General features: G+C 68.4%; 18 protein-coding genes. 8 read left to right on the top strand and 10 right to left on the bottom strand.

Translation table 11 applies throughout. The features are described from left to right. From amgK to HNQ67_RS05625, 3 genes are read right to left on the bottom strand one after another with little or no spacing between them, the layout of a single operon-like run. Positions 1–1,089 carry an N-acetylmuramate/N-acetylglucosamine kinase AmgK gene (amgK, locus tag HNQ67_RS05635; RefSeq protein ID WP_183253249.1) on the bottom strand — a complete coding sequence of 363 codons (1,089 nt, stop codon included), beginning with the start codon at positions 1,087–1,089 and terminating at the stop codon, positions 1–3. Continuing rightward, positions 1,082–1,540, bottom strand: coding sequence for a tRNA (adenosine(37)-N6)-threonylcarbamoyltransferase complex ATPase subunit type 1 TsaE (gene tsaE, locus HNQ67_RS05630; protein ID WP_183253247.1), 459 nt, complete (start codon positions 1,538–1,540; stop codon positions 1,082–1,084). The genes amgK and tsaE overlap by 8 nt, the downstream gene beginning before the upstream one ends. A gap of 7 nt (positions 1,541–1,547) precedes the next feature. Next, entirely contained in the window at positions 1,548–2,423 is an 876-nt protein-coding gene (locus HNQ67_RS05625) for a GNAT family N-acetyltransferase (protein ID WP_183253245.1), read from the bottom strand. Positions 2,424–2,548: 125 nt separating this feature from the next. On the opposite strand from HNQ67_RS05625, the gene HNQ67_RS05620 reads away from it, so the two are divergent. The 5 genes from HNQ67_RS05620 (at position 2,549) to HNQ67_RS05605 (ending at position 9,280) form a co-directional block, all read left to right on the top strand. Beyond that, positions 2,549–4,657, top strand: coding sequence for a S9 family peptidase (locus tag HNQ67_RS05620; protein ID WP_183253244.1), 2,109 nt, complete (start codon positions 2,549–2,551; stop codon positions 4,655–4,657). Positions 4,658–4,816: 159 nt separating this feature from the next. Continuing rightward, positions 4,817–6,577 carry an AsmA family protein gene (locus HNQ67_RS05615; protein ID WP_343054827.1) on the top strand — a complete coding sequence of 587 codons (1,761 nt, stop codon included), beginning with the start codon at positions 4,817–4,819 and terminating at the stop codon, positions 6,575–6,577. A 96-nt stretch (positions 6,578–6,673) separates the two neighbouring features. Beyond that, positions 6,674–6,856: a hypothetical protein gene (locus HNQ67_RS13600; RefSeq protein ID WP_246347464.1), complete on the top strand. Its 183-nt coding sequence runs from the start codon at positions 6,674–6,676 to the stop codon at positions 6,854–6,856. Between the two features lie 59 nt (positions 6,857–6,915). Then, positions 6,916–7,773, top strand: a complete 858-nt coding sequence (locus HNQ67_RS05610; protein ID WP_183253242.1) for an alpha/beta hydrolase — start codon at positions 6,916–6,918, stop codon at positions 7,771–7,773. A 49-nt stretch (positions 7,774–7,822) separates the two neighbouring features. Then, a complete protein-coding gene (locus HNQ67_RS05605; RefSeq protein WP_183253240.1) occupies positions 7,823–9,280 on the top strand; it encodes an AMP nucleosidase in 1,458 nt (485 codons plus the stop codon). A gap of 148 nt (positions 9,281–9,428) precedes the next feature. Here the strand turns inward: HNQ67_RS05605 and HNQ67_RS05600 are convergent, their stop codons facing one another. The 3 genes from HNQ67_RS05600 to HNQ67_RS05590 all read right to left on the bottom strand — a co-directional run bounded on the left by HNQ67_RS05600 (position 9,429) and on the right by HNQ67_RS05590 (position 11,113). Continuing rightward, positions 9,429–9,884: a phasin family protein gene (locus HNQ67_RS05600; RefSeq protein WP_183253238.1), complete on the bottom strand. Its 456-nt coding sequence runs from the start codon at positions 9,882–9,884 to the stop codon at positions 9,429–9,431. 26 nt (positions 9,885–9,910) lie between these two features. Continuing rightward, complete coding sequence (locus HNQ67_RS05595; RefSeq protein WP_183253236.1) at positions 9,911–10,660, bottom strand: creatininase family protein; 750 nt, start codon at positions 10,658–10,660, stop codon at positions 9,911–9,913. Between the two features lie 78 nt (positions 10,661–10,738). Next, complete coding sequence (locus tag HNQ67_RS05590; RefSeq protein WP_183253234.1) at positions 10,739–11,113, bottom strand: hypothetical protein; 375 nt, start codon at positions 11,111–11,113, stop codon at positions 10,739–10,741. A 123-nt stretch (positions 11,114–11,236) separates the two neighbouring features. Here HNQ67_RS05590 and nth point away from each other — a divergent pair, with 123 nt between their 5' ends. After that, on the top strand, positions 11,237–11,992 hold the full coding sequence (gene nth, locus HNQ67_RS05585; protein ID WP_183253232.1) for an endonuclease III: 756 nt from the start codon (positions 11,237–11,239) through the stop codon (positions 11,990–11,992). Between the two features lie 25 nt (positions 11,993–12,017). Next, positions 12,018–12,512, top strand: coding sequence for a hypothetical protein (locus HNQ67_RS05580; RefSeq protein WP_183253230.1), 495 nt, complete (start codon positions 12,018–12,020; stop codon positions 12,510–12,512). On the opposite strand, the gene HNQ67_RS05575 is transcribed toward HNQ67_RS05580, so the two are convergent. Next, the gene (locus tag HNQ67_RS05575; protein WP_183253228.1) at positions 12,507–13,376 is read right to left on the bottom strand and encodes an ATP-grasp domain-containing protein; all 870 of its coding nucleotides are present in this window, start codon (positions 13,374–13,376) and stop codon (positions 12,507–12,509) included. The genes HNQ67_RS05580 and HNQ67_RS05575 overlap by 6 nt on opposite strands. A gap of 92 nt (positions 13,377–13,468) precedes the next feature. On the opposite strand from HNQ67_RS05575, the gene HNQ67_RS05570 reads away from it, so the two are divergent. Then, positions 13,469–14,488: an adenosine kinase gene (locus HNQ67_RS05570; protein ID WP_183253226.1), complete on the top strand. Its 1,020-nt coding sequence runs from the start codon at positions 13,469–13,471 to the stop codon at positions 14,486–14,488. Here HNQ67_RS05570 and HNQ67_RS05565 read toward each other — a convergent pair. From HNQ67_RS05565 to HNQ67_RS05555, 3 genes are read right to left on the bottom strand one after another with little or no spacing between them, the layout of a single operon-like run. Further along, positions 14,485–15,030 (bottom strand): Smr/MutS family protein, encoded by a 546-nt coding sequence (locus HNQ67_RS05565; protein WP_183253224.1) that lies wholly within the window; start codon positions 15,028–15,030, stop codon positions 14,485–14,487. The two genes, HNQ67_RS05570 and HNQ67_RS05565, sit on opposite strands and share 4 nt — an antisense overlap. Further along, the gene (locus HNQ67_RS05560) at positions 15,027–15,287 is read right to left on the bottom strand and encodes a helix-turn-helix domain-containing protein (RefSeq protein ID WP_183253222.1); all 261 of its coding nucleotides are present in this window, start codon (positions 15,285–15,287) and stop codon (positions 15,027–15,029) included. The genes HNQ67_RS05565 and HNQ67_RS05560 overlap by 4 nt, the downstream gene beginning before the upstream one ends. Before the next feature lie 53 nt (positions 15,288–15,340). Further along, positions 15,341–15,910, bottom strand: coding sequence for a DUF2975 domain-containing protein (locus HNQ67_RS05555; protein ID WP_183253220.1), 570 nt, complete (start codon positions 15,908–15,910; stop codon positions 15,341–15,343). Positions 15,911–16,303 lie beyond the last annotated feature (393 nt).

The following is a 16,303-nucleotide window of genomic DNA, read 5'->3' as shown; positions in this document are numbered from 1 at the left end:
TCATCCTCGTCTCGCGTCCGGGACATGGCGATTGAACCAGCTCGCGACGACCTCCAGTCCCGGCTTCTTCAGATTGGCGTTCAGATGGCCCCAGACGCGTGGCATGAATTGACGATAGCGCGGCTTGCCGTCGCGGGCGATCAGCCGGGCGAAGACGCCGAGGATGCGCGCCTCGTTCAGGGCGGCGAGGGCGGCGTAGTCGCGGCGGTAGGCTGCGCGGTCCACCATCATAACGTCGAAATAGTGATCGAGAGCCGCGTCTTCGATCTCGGGCGGCACGTCGCGACGGGCGTCCTGCAACAGGGAGTGGAGATCCCACACCGGATGGGCCAGCACCGCGTCCTGGAAGTCGATCATGCCGACCCGGCGGTGATCGGCCCGCCCAGGCAGCCAGATCAGGTTCTCGGCGTGATAGTCCCGGTGAGTCACGGTCCACGCCTTCGCCTCGCCCATGGCCGCGATCGGCGCCCAGGCGGCGCGCCATTCATCAACGGCCGCTTCGCCGAAATCGAGGTCCGGGTGCAGCTTCGGCATCCATTCGACGAACAGGTCCACGCCGCCCTGCAGCGCCACGGCGTCATAGGTCAGCAGCGGCCACCGCCCGGCGGGTCCGTCGATCTCGGACGGCAGGGTGGCGACGAGGTGCAGCCGGGCCAATGCATCGACGGCGGCCAGATACAGCGGCGCCTCGGGTTCGCCGGTCTCGATCACCCGGGCGAACAGGTCGTCGCCGTAATCCTCGATCACCGCGAGGCCGTTGGGCGCGTCGACGGCGATGATCTCCGGAGCTGACAGCCCCGCGTCGCGGAAGTGGGCCGCTACCGCCGCGAAGGCCTCAATGCGGCCGGCTGAGAGGCGAGCCACGGCGTTCCAACCGTGGGCGCGGCGTTCGTCGGCCGACCATGCCGGGTCGCACGGCGGCGATTCGGCGGCGGGGGCCTGATCCATCAGCATCAGGGTGGCGCCCCGCGGGGTGGTCAGCCGCTCATACCGGCGCGTCGAGGCGTCGCCGGGCAGGGGCGCACGGGCGGCGTCGGCAAGACCGGATGACTTAAGGAATTCGATACGTTGCTGTTCGCGATCAGACATGGAGGCTCATCAGTTTCGATTCCCACGCCCCTACGCCAGAAATGGTCGCAACGCGTCCAGCGCCCGCTTCCGCCAGCACGACAGACAGCCGGTCGGGGCCCAGCCAGGCGGCGGGTTCCTCGCCCAGCCGCTCGGGCCATTCGATCACCACGCAGCCGTCCTCGAGCGCTTCGTCGAGGCCAATCTCGGCCGCCTCGTCGGCGCGGGTCAGCCGGTAGAGGTCGAAATGCGCCACCGGCGGATCGCTCTCATAGAATTGCACGAGGGTGAAGGTCGGCGAAGGCACGTCCTCGTCCGGGCGGGTCAGAGCGCGGATCAGCCCGCGCGCCAGGGTGGACTTGCCCGTGCCCAGCGGACCATAGAGCAGCAGAGCCTCGCCCGGCGCCAGCAGCGGCGCGATGCGCCCGCCCAGCCGGGCGGTGGCGTCGGCGTCCGTCAGGGTCAGCGTCATGTTCCGCTCAGGCAAAGTCGGCGTCCGGCTGGCTGGGCAGGACCCGTTCGGTGAAGGCTTTCAGCCCATAGGTCGCCCGGGCCGCGTCGATATCGATCCGGGACGGGGGGATCGGCTTGCCCACCTTGAGATCGAACCGTTTGCGCTTCTTGTTGAGCAGTTCGTGGAAGAGGGTGATATCGCGCAACTCCGGCGACACCCGATCGAAGGCGTGGAAAAGGCGCGAGTTCGGTCCGGCCACATGAACCGGCACGATCGGCGCGTTGTACTTCCGGGCCAGAGAGGCGGCGGTCGGGGCCCATTCCGGATCGGTCACCGAGCCGTCGCGCCCCACCCGCGCCAGCCGGCCGGCCGGGAACATGACCAGGCAGCGCTCGGCCTCGAACGCCGCCTTGGCCGCCAGAAGGGTGGCCCGGGTCTTCTCGCGGGTGCGTTTCTCGACCACCCATTCGACGGGGATCACCGTCTCGCCCAGTCGGGGGGAGACGCGCAGGGCGTCGGCGTTGGCGAAGAAAACGGCGTCCGCCCGCCGCGCCCGGATCGCGTCGAACACAGCGATGCCGTCGGCGATGCCGGTGGGATGATTGGCGACGACGACACAGCGGCCGGACGCCGGGATCCGGTTCGCGTTCATCACCGAGACCTTCAGGTCGAGCAGGTCGCTCATATATTCCAGCGCCTCGGCCCCGGAGAGCGGTTGCACGGCGTCCGCCATGCGGACGGCGTGGCGGTAATTGAGCAGCTTGTAGAGAAAGGGGCGAACCAGGGGCCAGGCGATCGAGCCGGTCAGCCGCGGCGCCCGCTCGGAGATCAGCACATCGCAGATGTGCGCCGGGGCGGCGTCTGGCGGCGCTGCGGGTGAGATCCGGGCGGATGCGGTCATGCCGGAGGTTTGTCGCCGGTCCCGGGGCGCTCCGCAAGACGCGAGACGCGCCTCGGCATTGACGCGCGGCCCTCCCGGCGCCACCCCTTCGCGCCGAATAACCCCGCAAGCCGAGGACCCCGCGCATGATGTCCGTGACCCGCCTTCTGACCGGCCTCAGCGCCGTGGCCCTTCTCGCCGGGGCCGCCCTGCCGGCCATGGCCGAGGCCCCCGCGGTGCCGGTTTCGTCCGCCACCGCCACGCAAGCCGCCGAACCCTTCACCTGGCGCGACATGATCAGCGCCAACCGCCTGGGCGACCCGCAGGTGTCCCCGGATGGCCGGTGGGTGGTCTATTCGGTGACCACCACGGACGTGGAGGCCAACCGACGGCAGGGCTCGCTCCACATCATGGACCTGAACGACCCCGGCGAGGGGCGCCGGCTGGCGATCAACGATGGCGGCGCCAACACCGCGCGCTGGGGCTCGGACGGCAAGCTGTATTTCCTGTCGGGCCGTTCCGGCTCCAGTCAGGTCTGGCGCGCAGACGCCGGCGGGACCAATCCCGTGCAGGTCACCGACCTGCCGGTGGACGTCAACGCCTACCGGCTGAGCCGCGACGCCGGCAAGGTGGTCGTATCGCTATCCGTCTTCCCGTCCTGCGGCGACCTGGCCTGCACCGTCGACCGGATGAAGGCCGAGGCCGACAGCAAGAGCACCGGACAGGTCTACGACCGCATGTTCGTGCGCCACTGGGACACGTGGAAGGACGGGACCCAGAACCACCTGTTCGTGGTCAGCACCGACGGATCGGGTGAGCCGGTCTGGGTGACGAAAGGCTTCGACGGGGACACTCCCTCGAAGCCGTTCGGCGATGAGGGCGAGTTCACCTTCACGCCCGAGGGCGACGCGGTGGTGTTCTCCGCCCGACTGGCGGGCCAGAGCGAGCCGTGGAGCACCAATTTCGACCTCTACCGGACCAATGGGCTGAGCGGCGACGGCACGTTCGAGAATCTGACCGACGACAATGACGCCTGGGACACCGGCCCGGTGTTTTCACCCGACGGCCGCACCCTGGCCTACCGCGCCATGGCCCGGCCCGGCTTCGAGGCCGATAAATACGCCATCTTCCTGCGCGACATGGAGACCGGCCGGGTCCGGCAGATCGCGGCCAACTGGGACCGCTCGGCCGACAGCCTGCAATGGTCGCAGGACGGGAGCACCCTCTACGCCACCGCCGGCGACGTCGGTCAAACCCGTATCTTCTCCATCGACACCCGCAACGGCGTCGTCGTGCCGGTCACCGGTCCGGGCCACGTCTCGACCTTCCAGCAAACCCCGTCCGGTTTCGTCTTCGCCCAGGATTCTCTGACCCGACCAAGCGAACTGTATGTGAAGACCTTCCTCGGCCGCGAGATGCCGCGCCGCATCACCAATGTGAACCCGCAGCTCGACGACAAGGCGTTCGGCGAGCCGGAGCAGTTCACCTTCGAGGGCTGGAACGGCGAGACCGTGCACGGCTACGTCATCAAGCCGCCAAACCATGTCGAGGGGGAGAAATACCCGGTCGCCTTCCTGATCCACGGGGGGCCGCAGGGCTCGTTCGGCAACAGCTGGTCCTATCGCTGGAATCCGATGACCTACGCCGGCGCGGGCTATGGCGTGGTGATGATCGATTTCCACGGCTCGACCGGCTACGGCCAGGCCTTCACCGATTCGATCACCCAGCACTGGGGCGATCGCCCGCTGGAAGATCTTCAGAAGGGTTGGGCCCATGCCCAGCGCGCCTACCCCTTCCTCGACGGCGACAACGCCTGCGCTCTCGGCGCATCCTACGGCGGCTACATGGTCAACTGGATCGCCGGCAACTGGGCCGGCGAGTTCGACTGCCTGGTCAACCACGACGGCATCTTCGACACCTTCGGCATGGGCTACGCCACCGAGGAGCTGTGGTTTACCGAATGGGAGAACGGGGGCACGCCCTATGACAATCCCCGCGCCTACCAGCAGTTCAACCCGGCCAACCATGTCCACAACTGGCGCGACCCGATGCTGGTGATTCAAGGCGACCTCGACTTCCGCGTTCCCACCACCCAGAGCCTGTCGACCTTCACCGCCCTGCAGCGGCGCGGCGTCGACAGCCGGTTGGTGGTCTTCCCGGATGAGAACCACTGGGTGCTGAAACCGGCCAACAGCCGGCAGTGGCACACCGAGGTGTTCGGCTGGCTGGACAAACATCTGAAGCCGGCGGACTGAGGTCGTCTCTAGACGCGGAAAGGGGCGCTTCCATCCGGGGCACCCTTTTTCTTGCCCGCAGTTGGGGGAGGGCGGAGTCGGAAGGCGCAGGAGAGGCGGTCGCTGCTGAGCCTTTCCCGCCGCTCGTGCGTTGAGAAGGCTTCGACGGAGACGCGGAGCGTGCGCAACCCTTTGAAGGAGAAGCCCAACTGGCTCGTCGTGCGGGACCGCGCCCTCACTCCGGCTGGGGCGCGGATGCGCGAATGGCGCGATTGGGTGGTCGAGAACGATCCTCTTTATGCGGCCGCGCGTCGGCCGGGCCCGCCCGAGAAGATCGCAGCGACCGTCACCTTGCTGCTGATCGCCGGGATCGTCCTGTTTCTGCTGTTGTTCGACTGGAACCTGCTTCGCGGGCCGATCGGGCGCTGGGCGTCGGCGGAGTATGACCGCGAGATCGAACTGAACGGCGATCTCGACGTCAACCTGTTCAGCTGGACGCCGTCAGCGCGGGTGCGGGGACTGCGCATCGGCGGGCCGGACTGGGCGCGCGACCAGGACACCCTGACGGTCGAGGATTTGCGCGCCTCGATCAGGCTCCGGGCCCTGCTGGCGGGCCATGTCGAGATGCCGCTGGTCGCCGTCACCCGGCCCCGGGCCGTGCTGATCGCGACCGATGACGGGCGACAGAGCTGGCGGCTCGATCCGGACGCCCGGGATACCGGTGAGGGGCTGAAACTGCCGCCGATCAACCGGCTGCTGATCGAGGAAGGCCAAATATCGCTGGACGAGCAAGGCCGCAACATTCGACTTGAAGCGACAATCAACGCCCGCGAAGGCTCCGACGAGCAGGGCGGCTTTCATCTGGACGGCGAGGGGACGATCAATGGCACGCCTCTGACCGTGCTGGTTCGGGGCGGCCCCTTCATCAACATCCGCCGCGACCGGCCCTACGCCTTCCACGGAGAGATCGCCGGCGTAGGCGCCCGGCTGGTCGCCGACGGCTCCATCACCCGGCCCTTCGACCTTGGCCGGTTCGACGCCACCCTCCGGATGCAGGGGCGTGACCTGGCCGACATCTACCTGTTGACCGGCATCACCACGCCCAACACGCCGCCCTATCGGCTGGCCGGCAAGCTGACGCGTGACGGCGCCAAATTCAGCTTCGCTGATTTCACGGGCCGCGTCGGATCTTCTGACCTGTCTGGGGATATTGTGGTCGACAAGGTCGGCGACCGGCGCCGGGTGGACGCCGAACTGCGCTCCCGCCTGCTCGACATCGACGACCTGATGGCGGTGCTGGGAGCAGAACCCCGGGTCACCTCCGCGGGGAACACGGTGGCGTCGTCCGGCGCCCCGGGCCGCCTGCTTCCGGACGCGCCGCTCGACGTCCGGCGGTTGCGGGTGATGGATGGAACATTGCGCTACCGGGCGGCGCAGGTGAAGCGCAATGATCTCGACGTGCGCCAGGTCGACATCGGGGCGGACCTGAAGAGCGGCGTCCTCGCTCTCGATCCGGTCGCCTTCACCTTCAACCGCGGGGAGCTGCGCGGCACGGCGAAGATCAACGCCACGCGCGACACCCCTTACAGCGCCATCGATTTCCGCTTGCGCGGCTATCCGCTGGAATCGATCATTCCCGCCCGCGGCGGCGTACCGACCGTGACCGGGCAGGCGCTGGGCCGGGCCCGGCTCGAGGGTTCCGGCGCCTCGGTGCACGACTTCGCCGCCGGGTCGAAGGGAACTGTCAGCCTGGTCGTGCCACAGGGCCGGATGCGCGCTGCCTTCGCCGAGCTGATGGGCGTTCACGTTCTGGCGGGCCTGTTCAAACTGGATGACGCCTCGACGGCGGAAATCCGCTGCGCGGTGGCCGACTTCACCGTCAGCGGCGGCACGGCGACGGCCAAGACCTTCGTCATCGACACGACACCCGTTGTGGCCTAGGGCAGCGGCACGATCGATTTCGGGTCCGAAACCCTGAACCTGCGTATCGACGGCGAGACCAAGGAGGCGCGGCTGGTCCGCTTGTGGGCGCCGATCATGGTGACGGGTCCGCTGACCTCGCCGAAGGTCGACATCGACCGCGGCGCCGTGGCGGCCCAGGGCGGCGTCGGCGCGATTCTCGGCGCGCTGGTCAACCCGTTCGCGGCGCTGGCGGCCTTCGTGGACCCGGGCCTCGCCGACGACGCCAACTGCGGGGCATTGATCGCATCGGCGCGATGATTGAGCCGGAAGGGCGCTTCGTGCGTATCCTGTCGGCCGTCCGCCGGATTCGAGAGATTATGACCCGCAGAGGATTTCTGGTTCCCGCCGCCGCGGCCCTGGCGGCCGCCTGTTCGCCGCTCGCCGCCCTGAACGCGCTCGGCCCTCGCGATCGGGGAGCGCGCAAACTGGCGAGCGGCGTTCCCTACGGCGACGATCCGCGCCAGCGGATGGACGTGCTGGCCCCAACGGCGGCGGCGGACAGGCCGTGGCCGGTGCTGGTCTTCTTCTATGGCGGCGGCTGGGATTCGGGCTCGCGCGAGCACTACGGCTGGGCCGCTCACGCCTTGGCGGCGCGAGGGTTCTTGGTCGCTGTGCCCGACTACCGGCTGGTCCCGACGGTACGCTTTCCCGGCTTCATCGAGGATGCGGCGACGGCGACCGCCCGCGTCGGCGAGTTGGCGCGGTCCTGGGGGGGCGACCCGGCGCGGCTTGGCGTCCTCGGTCATTCGGCCGGCGCCCATCTGGCCATGATGATCGCGCTCGACCGCCGCTATATGGCCGGCGCGAGCGCGCCGGGGCTGATCAAGGCGGCCGCCGGTCTGGCGGGGCCGTATGACTTCCTGCCGCTCGACGTGGCGGCCTCGATCAACGCCTTTGGCCGGGCCCCGGACCTGACCCTGACCCAGCCCGTCACCTTCGTGCGTCCCGACGCGCCGCCACTGTGGCTGGGCCACGGGACGGAGGATGAGGTGGTCCACGCCGAGGACACGACTATCCTGTGCGAGCGCATGCTTGCGGCCGGCGGGCGTTGCGAGGCGAAGCTCTATCCGGGCCTGAACCACACCGATCTGATCGCGACCTTCTCGCCGCTGTTCCGCAAGAAGGCGCCGGTGCTGGATGACGTGACAGCCTTCCTGAAGCGCGAACTGATCTGACCGCGTCGCCAAGCCTCGCCATTGTCGTCTTCTTCCGTTATCGGAGGCCATGACAGACACGATCAAATCGGCCCTCAGCGGCCCCGAGGCGCTGGACCGTCTCGAAGTCCTCTACAATCAGGCCGTGGCCAACCTCCGCGAGGCGGTGAGCACCTTTCTCGCCACGGGCAAGCGGCCCGATCCCGAGGCGCGCGCACGCGGCCTGTTCTCCTATCCGCAGTTGCGCGTCAGCTGGTTCGGCGAGCGGCCCGCCAATTTGGCGACCCGATCCTATGCCCGGCTGTCGCGGCCCGGAGTCTATGCGACCACCATCACCCGGCCCGAGCTGTTCCGCCCCTATCTGACCGAGCAACTCGGCCTGCTCGAGGCCGACTACGGCGCGACCTTCGAGGTCGGGCCGTCGGAGCAGGAGATTCCGTTCCCCTATGTGATGGACGGCTCGGACGTGGCGCTGGATCGCAGCCAGACCGCTGCCGTGGCCCGCTATTTCCCGACCACCGACCTGGCCCATATCGGCGACGAGATCTCGGACGGGCTGTTCGATCTGGCCGACGATTTTCCGCTGGCCCAGTTCGACGGCCTGCGCACCGACTTCTCCCTGGCCCGGTTGCGCCACTACACCGGAACCCCGGTCGAGGACGTCCAGTCCTATATTTTGTTCACCAATTACAACAGATACGTCGACGAGTTCGTGCGCTGGGCTTGCGCCCAGCTGGCTGATCCGGACAGTCCCTATGAGACGCTGTCGTGCGCGGGCGGGGTGATCATCACGCGCGACACGCCCAATCCCGAACAGGCTGTGATGGACGCCGCCTGGAAGAAGCACCAGATGCCGGCCTACCATCTGACGGCGCCGGGCTGGAACGGCATCACGCTGGTCAACATCGGCGTCGGCCCGTCCAACGCCAAGACCATCTGCGACCACCTCGCGGTGACCCGCCCCCACGCCTGGATGATGATCGGCCACTGCGGCGGCCTGCGCGACAGCCAGGTGATCGGCGACTATGTGCTGGCCCACGCCTATCTGCGCGACGACCATGTGCTGGACGCCGTGCTGCCGCCGGACATCCCGATCCCCAGCATCGCCGAGGTCCAGCGGGCCCTGTACGACGCGGCCAAGATGGTCTCGGGCGCGCCAGGCGAGGAGGTCAAGCGCCGCCTGCGCACCGGCACTGTGGTGACCACCGACGACCGCAATTGGGAGCTGCGTTATTCCAAGTCAGCCCAGCGCTTCAACCAGAGCCGGGCCGTCGCCATCGACATGGAGAGCGCCACCATCGCCGCCCAAGGCTACCGGTTCCGTGTCCCCTACGGCACTCTGCTGTGCGTCTCCGACCGGCCCCTGCACGGCGAGATCAAGCTGCCCGGTCAGGCCAATCGCTTCTACGAAGGTTCGATCTCCGAGCATCTGCAGATCGGCATCCAGGCGGTGGACCTGCTGAGGGCCGAGGGTTCCCGCCTGCATTCCCGCAAGCTCCGGGCCTTCGACGAGCCTCCGTTCCGGTAGAATTACGAGGCGTTGAAGCCGATACATTTCGCGCGATACACGCGCGACACCTGGCCAGCGACATCGTCGACAAGACCAGCGACAAGCGCGACATTCGCTACAGACGGCGCCGGTGGGATGGGGGCGACATCCAACTGGCTGATTCCGTTCAGCGTTTCAGCCGCTTCGCGTTGGCCACGGCGGCGGCGTGGATGGGCGCGAGCGTCTCGGCCTGAAGCTTCATGATCGAGGCGCCGAAGGCCCAGCCGTCGCTCACGGCGCGACCCATGGCGGCCGTGACCCAGCTGCCCTGCGCCAGCGCGGCCTCGGCCGGGTTGCGGGCGGTCAGGACGGCGTTGAGCGCGCCCTGTGCCGCCGCGGTCTCGCGCGCGGCGACGGCGGCGGTCGTGGCGGCCAGGCTCATCGCGCCGTTGAGGCCGACGCCGGCCGAGGCGGTGAGGGCCTCGACCTTCTCGGACCCCATCAGGCTCATCTCGCGCAGGTCCGCCTTCAGCGGGTCGCGGAAACCATCGGCGACGATCTCGAGTCGCCGGGCGATGACGTCCCCTGAGGCCTGCAGAAGTTCCTGTCCGGAGCGGGCGGCGCGGTTGGCTTGATCGATCATGCCGCGACCGTGCGCCGCGCCGCCGCCTACGGCAAGGCCTCGGCGGAGAAGTCGGCCACGTCCCGGAGCAGGGCCGGGACGGCGACGTCGATGATCTGTTGTCCCTTTTCCGGGCTGGCCTGCAGCGGATCGGAGCCGATGCGGCCGTCGGGGAAACGGGCGCGGTAGTCCAGTGCGTCGCGGATCGGTCCCACCGGCGCGATCTTCGGGTCCAGATCGGCGGTCTTGACCAGCTCGGGATAGGCGGCCTGCGTCACGGCGATTTCGGACGGGGTAGCGTGCATGCCATGGCCGGTTGGAAACATCTTCGTACAGAAGCTGTGCACGCCCGGCAGGTCCCACCAGTTCTTCAGCTTCAAAACGAACGGCGGCTGCTCCTCGACGAAGCTCCATTCGGCGTAGATTTCGGCGAAGGTAGCCTCGATGGTGGCCACGTTGCCGCCGTGGCCGTTGAGGAAATAGATCCGCTCGAAGCCGTGCCGGCTCAGCGACGAGACCCAGTCGGTGATGGCCGCCATGAAGGTCGAGGGCCGCAGGCTGATCGTTCCGGCGAAGGCCAGATGATGTTGGGCCATGCCGATGTTGAAGGTCGGGGCCACGACCAGGGATTCATCCTGTTTTTCGGCGGCGTGGGCGATGATCTCCGGGCACAGCCAGTCGGTGCCCAGCAGGCCGGTCGGCCCATGCTGCTCGTTCGATCCGATGGGAACGACGACGGTCTTCGTCGTGTTCAGCCGGGCATCGATCTCGGGCCAGGACGACAGGTGAATCAGCATGGGGAACTCCGGAGCACAGACCGGGCGTCCCTAGACCCCCATCGCCTCCGCGCCAACCCCGGCCCGCCGCCTGTCGGGTCAGATGCTCTGCATGTTGATCGGCAGCAGACTGAGAGCCTCGGCCATGCTGGTCGCCACCAGATGCCGGCGGCGGACGAACTTCGGCCCCAGCAGGGCGCATCGGTCGTAGGTCCCCGGGTCGTTGCTGATGAAGATCGTGTAGCTCTGCTGACTGGTCGCGGCGTTGAAGGCCGCGGCGATGCTTTCGATCTCCTCGAGGGTCGCCTGGACGTGGGGGTTGCGGATGTCGATGATCCAGTCCCAACCGCCCAGCGCCGGACGCTTTGTCGTCAGTCCAAGCACGGCGTCGGCGACGGTCTTGGTCTGCGGGCCGGGCAGAACGGTGACCGAAGCCCGGCGGAGGCCTTCATTCAGTTTTACGTCGATGGACATGGCCTCCGTTTGCCATCCGCGGGCCAACAAACCCTTAACATTGCTACACAAGTTGATGACGCCTTGACCCGGCCGTGGGAACCCCGACCTTGCACTGCGACATCCTCCTCGAACGACAGGCCCATGGCTGACCCCGCGAAATCCAGGACGCGCCGCCGCGCCGCCGGTCCCGCCCCCAAACGTCCTGCCGTCATGACCGGAGCCGTGGTTCCCGTGCTCGGCTGGCCGCCGGACGAGGAGCGGGTCGAGGCCGTCTTCGAATACCTGGCGCGGGTCATGCCCGACCCGAAAACCGAGCTGAACTTCTCCAGCCCCTTCACCCTTGTCGTCGCCGTCGCCCTGTCGGCCCAGGCCACCGACGTCGCGGTGAACAAGGCTACCGACCAGCTGTTCGCGGTGGCGAATACGCCGGAGACGATGCTGGCCTTGGGAGAAGAAGGGCTGACCCCCTTCATCTCGTCGATCGGTCTGTATCGCGGCAAGGCGCGCAACGTCATCGCTCTCAGCCGCATCCTGCTGGATGAGCACGGCGGCGAGGTCCCGCTGAACAGGGCGGCGCTACAGGCCCTGCCCGGCGTCGGCCGCAAGACCGCCAGCGTGGTGCTGAACGAACTGGGCATCGAGCCGGCCATCGCGGTGGACACCCATGTGTTCCGCGTCTCGCATCGACTCGGCCTCGCCAACGCCGCCACTCCCGACAAGGTCGAGGCGCAGCTGCATCACGTTGTGCCTGGTCCGTGGCTGCCCAAGGCCCACCACTGGCTGATCCTGCACGGCCGCTACACCTGCACGGCGCGCAAGCCGAAATGCAGCGCCTGCGTGATCAGCGACCTGTGCCCGTCACGCGCGGGGCTTCAGGCGCTGGGGGCGGCGGGCTAGGGTAGGAAGAATATTGGGGACAGGGGTGCGCCGCTTCCAACCTCTTTGGATGTCATCCATTGGTCTGATCATGGCCTTGACGACGACAGCGGTCGTGGCCTCGATGGTCGCCGGCAGCGGTAATGACGCGAGCGATGTTGTCCTCTCCGTTTTGACCAGCCTCTATCCAGACGAACTCATTCCGAGGCTGTTGCTGGCGGCGCTCCTCGCCTTTGGCGGATTCAGCTTCCTCCGATCAGAAACGCGCCGGTATGTTCGGGTGATTGCGGCAGCGTGTGCGATCACTGGACTCCTCGCCGGGGCGCTTCTCGTCGTTCGGGTGGAGATTGCGTTTGCCGAAGTCTTCCCCGATGGCGGGGCTGACCTTGGCTGGGCGCCTGGACAGGCCCGCGCGAAATTCCTTCCGCCCAGCTATCTGACTGCCTCGACCCAGGTTGCCCTTAGCTTCATGGCCAGCATGACGTTGCTGGCAATCGACCAACTCAAGCGGCGCGCTCCCGCAAGAGGCGGACCATCATAGCCGCGCCTTGACCGCCTCCGCGAACCGGGCCCCGCCCTCCGGGGCCGAGCCCAGATAGAAGTCCGGCTCGATCAGCTCGGCCTCCATCAGCAGCCAGCCGCCGTCGGGGCCGCGGGCCATGTCGATGCGGGCGTAGAGCAGGTCTTCGTCTATGGCGGCCAGGGTCTGCCGCGCCAAGGCCATTGCACCGGCGGGCGGTTCGGCGAGGGCCTGATATTTGCCGCCGTACTGGACCTGGATGCGGAACTCGCCGGTCACCGGCCGCTTGTTGACCGCGTGACTAAGCGCCCCGCCGAAGAACAGCAGCGAGGTCTCGCCCTCGGTCTCGATCGAAGGCAGGTAGGGCTGGATCATCGACGGGCCGTCGGGGGCGTCCGTCAGAGCCTCGCCGCGCGACACACGCAGGGTCTTCCACGCCCCGCCCGACACGCGCGGCTTGACGATGATCGTATCGGTCCCGAAGCGATCAAAGGCGGCGTCGGCGTCGCCTTGGACCATGCTCTCGACCCAAAGGGTTTCGGGGATAGGCACGCCCTTGTCCGCCAGCCGCCCGAGGTAGGATTTGTCCGAGTTCCAGCCGATCACCGACGGCGGATTGAGCATCCGCACGCCCGCCGCCGCCCAGGTCTTGCAGCCGAGCAGCCAGCGCGGGTGGTCGCGGTGATAGCCCCAGGCGAGCAGCGGCAGGACCAGCGGGTAGCCGGTCAGGCCGGACGCGTCCTCGACATGGTCGATCCAGGGGGCGGCCTCGGCGGTGATCCCGGCCTCCGACAGGGCGGTGGCGAGTCGCTCCAGCACCCCGGGCCACTGGCCGGCGAAGGACGGGTCGGCGGGGTCGGGAGTCAGGACGGCGACACGGGTCATGAGGCCGCTATAGCGATGTGCGACGATCCCATAAAGATATCCTTATGGGTTTTTCGTTGGCTTGGCCCGACCGGTCCGCTAAACGCCGCCGCATGACCCAAAGCCATTCTCGCGCCGCCCCCACCTATGACGTCTGCGCCGTCGGCAACGCCATCGTCGACGTCCTCGCCCCCTGTGACCCCGCCTTCCTCGAAGTGCAGGGGCTGACCGCCGGCTCGATGCAGCTGGTCGACGCGGAGCGCAGCGCCGCCCTGTATGCGGCGATGAACGCCGGGGTCGAGGCCTCGGGCGGCTCGGCGGGCAACACCGTGGCGGGGATCGGCTCGTTCGGCGGGCGGGCGGCCTATATCGGCAAGGTCGCCGACGACCAGCTGGGCGGCGTGTTCATCCACGACATCCGCGCGGTCGGGGTGCGGTTCGAGACTCCGCCGCTGGAGGACGCCGCCACCGGCGTCTGCATGATCAATGTCACCCCTGACGGCCAGCGCACCATGTGCACCTTCCTCGGCGCCGCCAACCAGTTACGGGCCGACGACATCGACGCCGACCTGATAGGGGCCTCGGCCATCGTCTATCTCGAGGGCTATCTATTCGACCCGGCCCCGGCCCGCGCCGCCTTCGAAGCCGCCGCCGCCGCCGCCCACGCCGCGGGCCGGAAGGTCGCCATTACCCTGTCAGACAGTTTCGTGGTCCACCGCTGGCGGGCCGAACTGCTGGCCTTCATCGAGGCCTCGACCGACATCGTGTTGGCCAACGAGGCCGAGCTGGCGGCCCTGTTCGAAACCGAGGACTTCGACGCCGCCGCCGCTCATCTGGGCCGGATCGTCGAGACCGCCGCGGTGACGCGCGGGGCGAACGGCTCGGTGGTGTTCGGAAGCGGCGGGGCGGAGCGGGTCGAGGTCGCCGCCTGTCCGGTCGACAAGGTGATCGACACCACCGGCGCCGGCGACCAGTACGCCGCCGGCTTCCTGCTCGGCCTCGCCCGCGGCCTGTCCCTCGAGGACGCCGGCAAGCTCGGCTCCCTCGCCGCCGCCGAGGTCATCGCCCACTGGGGTCCGCGGCCGATGGTGTCCCTTGAGGCGCTGGCGAAAAACGCGGGGCTGCGGCTCTAGCGCCGCCGGATCGTCACGTAGAGCGCTCCCTCGCCGCCGTGATGGCGGGCGGCCGCCGCGAAGCCTGACACCACGCCGCGCAGCGCAGGCGCCTGCAGCCACTCGTGCACCGAGGCGCGGATCACGCCGCTGCCGCCGCGCCGGCCCTGACCGGTGATTACCAGCACCGAGCGATAGCCCCGCGCCTGCGCCCCGATCAGGAAGGCGGTCAGGGCGTCCTGGGCCTGGAAACGGCCGTAGCCGTGCAGGTCTATACGGGCCTCGATCGGATCGCGCTCGCGCGATAGCCGGCGCTGCCGGCGCGGCTCCAGCGCCTCGGGCAGGCCGCGCGCGCGGGCGGGCGCCGTGGGTGGCGGGGCATAGGGCGGCGTGGCGGCGCGGGCTTTCACGGGCCCCTTGGGCAGAGGCGCGGCGGGCGGGCCTGGATCGGCGGCGCCGGGGACGACGCGGAGGGCCTTCTTCGGCTTCGACGGCGTCACCGAGCCGGCGACCCGGGCCCAGATGCGGCGGTCCTCCGGGCTCAGGTCGTCGCGGCGGCTCATGTGGAGCCGGGGGCGTCCCCGTCGGCGTCCTCGTCCGAGCCGGCGTCCTGCGGCCCCGGCTCCTGCGTCAGCAGGTCGCCCGGCTGGCAGTCCAGCTCGCGGCACAGGGCGTCGAGGGTGGTGAAACGGATGGCGCGGGCCTTGCCGGTCTTGAGGATCGACAGATTGGCCAGGGTGACGCCGACGCGATCGGCCAGCTCGGTCAGCGACATGCGCCGTTCGAGGAGGATGCGGTCGAGCTGTACGCGAATGGCCATGGGGGTTCTCTATACCGGCGGGCGCGGAGACGGAAAGCCGACGCGCGATCCTTTCAGATGGTCAGTTCGGATTCGCGGCGCAGACGGGCGCCTTCGCGGAACACCTCGGCGATAACCACGATGATGACGACGGCGAAGGAGGGGGTGATCAGGTCGAACAGGCTCGGGGCCGCCATGGCTCCGCGCACGAAGCGGGCGACGAGGAACTGGCCGACCCAGACGCCGACGGTGACCGTGGCGAAGGCGGCGCCGATCTGGTGCAGCCGGCGGACGTTGAGCGGATGGAAGGGATCGCCCACGCGCAGGGTGGCGACGATGCGCAGCAGCAGGCGGAAAATCAGGGCGGAGGTGGCCAGATAGGCGAAGGCGGCGACGGCCACCAGCAACACATAGGCCCACGGCAGGGGAAGCTGGATGGCGTTCTCGCCTTCGCCCGCGATCAGCATGGTGTCCGGCGAGAGGAGTTTGCGGCCGATCACGGCGGCGGGCACCAGGACGGCGGCGACGGTCAGGACCCAGAAGGCGACGGTGCAGGCGGCGCTCGCCACGCCGGAAATCGAGACCAGGCTCAGATGAGGCAGGGAGGGGCGGATCCCGAGCGATGTGGTCTTCGGGACTCGCATGGGGCCTCGTTCAGGCCGGAAGTCGGGGCGCGAGTGCCGCGCGGGGTCCGGCGAACCCACACGCGGTCTTATTCATCGCGTTTGTCATGCGGATCGTCAAAGCTCCGGTGAGACTTTCTGTTGGCCGGCCGCCCGGACGGGCGACTTGGGCCAAGGCTGAATCACAGGGCCTGGACGAGCGTGGCGACCAGAGCGGTCGGCAGGGCGGCGAGCAGGAAGGCGTTGAGGATGCCGTGGCCGACCTTTTCGATGAAGAGGGAAGCGTTCATGGTGTTCATTGTCGTTCTCTGTATTCCTGAGTGAGGGATGTTTTCACCCCTCTTTTGTGGGGCCGCTGCATCGATATTGCCGCTAAGGCTCATATCGGGGGAACGTCACGGCGTCCGTCCTTGG

Source organism: Brevundimonas basaltis, from assembly GCF_014202075.1.
In the GTDB taxonomy this organism is placed as follows: Bacteria; Pseudomonadota; Alphaproteobacteria; order Caulobacterales; family Caulobacteraceae; genus Brevundimonas; species Brevundimonas basaltis.
Note: the sequence above shows the minus strand (reverse complement) of the source record. Positions and strands in the feature narration are given on the sequence as shown.